Raw genomic sequence first — 2663 nt, 5'->3', positions numbered from 1 at the left:
TCGGCCAAAAAGGACTCCGCCAAATACCTGCACGGGCTGCGGCCGCGTTACGCCCGTTTGGGGCAAGGTCTGGAAAAGTCGGCGCAACTGGCCGACCAGAAAATTAACGCCCTGATGTCCGCTCTCTAATCCCAAGAAAACGCCCCCGGCAACGGGGGCAGACATCCTCAAAGGCTATTAACTTCATGATCCAACTCTACAGAATTATCGGTCTGATTTTGATGTTCGGGTGCGGCGCGTCAGCCGTTTCGCTGTTGGCCGTGGACTATCCCCAGTTCCGGTTGCCCGGATTTTGGCTTGCCCTGATCGCCTCCCTCGTGTTGGGTGCGATCGGGGGTATCGCCTACTACCAGCGAGAAAAATCCGAAGATTGGTGGCAGTGGTTGACCGTCGCCGTCGCCGTCGCCTGCGTCCTGATTATCGGAGGTGGAATCCAATGGATGTAATTAACCCTAACGCCAACAACCAAGCTATCCGGAGCAACTGGAGATTGCTGCACGGCCTGTCAATTTTTCTGGCGGTTACGGCAACTCCAGTTTGGTTTTTTACGCCCTTTCTCACCCGCCATTCAACCCTACGATGGCTGACCATCGGCTACGGGATGGGGTGCGGAACCGGCCTGATTTTGACGGGCGTGGAACTGGCGAAACTGAAGCCAAAAATGACCGCGATGGACAAACAAGAGCAGGCAGACTTCAAGCACTCCGTCGCCAGTTCGCTGTACCTGACCCAACAGACCAATCAAGCGATCGCGGAATTTCTAAATTTTCAGCGGTCGGAATCGCTCTACGCCCAGCCCGAAATCCTAGAACCCTCACCGGACGGCGATTTCGGCGGTTTATCTAAAATTTCGGAAAATTCAAAGCAGCTAGTTGTCCCCGAAAATTCCGAAATTTCCGAAATTGCCGAAAAGTACCAAGACGCGGCGTTAGATGCCATTGACAGGGGGGTGAAAGAAACCGATATTATTCAGCAGGTGATGGGATGTCGCGGCGAACGTTACAAGCTCGGACGCGCTGCACTGGACTTGATTAAACAGGAGTCGGAGTATGCTGATTAGTTTTTGGAACAATTGTTATTTAGAAGTGTGTTCAAGTTACGGAGATGTTTTGAGAATCAGGGGCCGCTTTATTTTGCCACGGTTTGAACCGGATGACCATCACATTTACTGGTTATGCCAAACACACGAATGGCTGCGGCCGTACTTTCCGTTTTGGAATGGGGTGTTTTAAGATGTCTACTTATTTACTGCTCAAGTTGCCCAACTCCAATCGCCAAACATCGGTGTTGGTGGTGAGTGTATGGCTGCATTCGTGCCGTCATTTTAGCTTTGACATAAAAATCCAAAAACGATGGTTCAATCCCGACCGCGACCATATTGAATGGCTGTGCGAGTGCCACGAATGGCTGCGGCCCTACTTTCCATATTGGGGGTGGTGACGTTGCCATGATTAGAAAAACATTGAAGTACAAGCAGGCGATCGCCATCGCCCCCGACTACCCCCACCAAACTCAGGAGGAACTTTACGAACACCTGCGGGGCAAAAGTTATTTTTGGGACAGCAAACAGGGCGAGTGGGAATTTGTTAACCCGGAGGACTCCGATCCCCCCAGCAAGACGATCCGCGTCCGGGTGATGACCGGGCGCGATCTGATTCCCCATGCGGTGGATGCGATTACCGACATCTTGGAGGTGGACGGCTTCACCCTTTTGGATGTGTCCCCAGTCTATCCGTGCAGGCCACCGAAAGCCAACGACGGCCGCGTTTACCTAACATTCACCCAATAGCGATGACGAATCGTACAGGAGCCAGAGCCAAACGAAACAGCCACCACCCCCAGCCGCTTCCGGCGGATGACGGGGCTCAATTGATCGGGAAATCCAAAACATTCCCTCTACGAAACCGCCCTCGTCCTCCACCTCCAGCTCTACATATGGGGGGAGGGGGGATATGTAACACGCACTTTTTAACCGACCGCCACAACCCTTACACAGCAACCGATACAGAATCATGTAGTACAAACTACAAAAAAGTAAAAACGGCTGAAACCCTTACCCAGTAGTTATTTCAGAGCGAAGCAGTCATACTTATCCCTTAAGTATCAAGGAAAAGAGGAAGCCCGCCACATAGCGGGCTCCCGGCCGGCCTAGCGGCCGGCCGTCCGCAGCGCCCGCTCGGTAGCTCGGCAAGTAAGGGAGGAGGGTTGTCGGCTCACCTTGACCAACCTGAAAGAGCGCAATTTGCGCCTTTCTTCAGAAATGTTAAATAGTGGAACGTTCCACTATTTAACAAAAATTTACATGATTTTTTAGGGCAACGCGGAGAAAACTCTCCGGCTTTTGAGACATTTGGAAAAAGAGAAAAGAGGGAACGTTCCCCACTTTAAGAAAATTAACATTTTGAACACTCAAACTCATTTGATGACCGCGAATAAATGATAAAATTAGACAAAAAAAGGGGTTCGGGAAATAGCCCTAGCCCCAGTTAGCCATCAAAGTTTACAGGGTATAACAATATGACAATTATAAAGCAAAACACAGACAATGACAAGTTAATCAAAGAACTGTCGCTCATTCCGAGACAATTCGCCCTCACCCCCGTTAAGGGGAACAAAGCTGCATACAGGATGAATTGGCAACAGGAGAAACCATGCGATCGCGC

The 2663-nt window shown here is 50.8% G+C and carries 4 protein-coding genes; all 4 read left to right on the top strand.

Annotated elements, in window-relative coordinates:
• Window positions 1-185 precede the first annotated feature (185 nt).
• The 4 genes from AC0QHF_RS00765 to AC0QHF_RS00750 all read left to right on the top strand — a co-directional run bounded on the left by AC0QHF_RS00765 (window position 186) and on the right by AC0QHF_RS00750 (window position 1789).
• The gene (locus AC0QHF_RS00765) at window positions 186-446 is read left to right on the top strand and encodes a hypothetical protein (RefSeq protein ID WP_324702278.1); all 261 of its coding nucleotides are present in this window, start codon (window positions 186-188) and stop codon (window positions 444-446) included.
• Window positions 437-1060 carry a hypothetical protein gene (locus tag AC0QHF_RS00760; RefSeq protein ID WP_324702277.1) on the top strand — a complete coding sequence of 208 codons (624 nt, stop codon included), beginning with the start codon at window positions 437-439 and terminating at the stop codon, window positions 1058-1060. The genes AC0QHF_RS00765 and AC0QHF_RS00760 overlap by 10 nt, the downstream gene beginning before the upstream one ends.
• Window positions 1061-1233: 173 nt before the next feature.
• Entirely contained in the window at window positions 1234-1440 is a 207-nt protein-coding gene (locus AC0QHF_RS00755; protein WP_324702276.1) for a hypothetical protein, read from the top strand.
• Window positions 1441-1447: 7 nt separating this feature from the next.
• A complete protein-coding gene (locus AC0QHF_RS00750; RefSeq protein WP_324702275.1) occupies window positions 1448-1789 on the top strand; it encodes a hypothetical protein in 342 nt (113 codons plus the stop codon).
• Window positions 1790-2663 lie beyond the last annotated feature (874 nt).

It is taken from the genome of Lyngbya sp. CCY1209 (assembly GCF_055795065.1).
This window is presented reverse-complemented; position numbering and strand designations above follow the sequence as displayed.

Bases quoted from the DNA above. Each gene is read 5' to 3' on its own strand.
- AC0QHF_RS00755 (WP_324702276.1), top strand. From the start codon at position 1,234: ATGTCTACTTATTTACTGCTCAAGTTGCCCAACTCCAATCGCCAAACA.
- AC0QHF_RS00765 (WP_324702278.1), top strand. From the start codon at position 186: ATGATCCAACTCTACAGAATTATCGGTCTGATTTTGATGTTCGGGTGC.
- AC0QHF_RS00750 (WP_324702275.1), top strand. From the start codon at position 1,448: ATGATTAGAAAAACATTGAAGTACAAGCAGGCGATCGCCATCGCCCCC.
- AC0QHF_RS00760 (WP_324702277.1), top strand. From the start codon at position 437: ATGGATGTAATTAACCCTAACGCCAACAACCAAGCTATCCGGAGCAAC.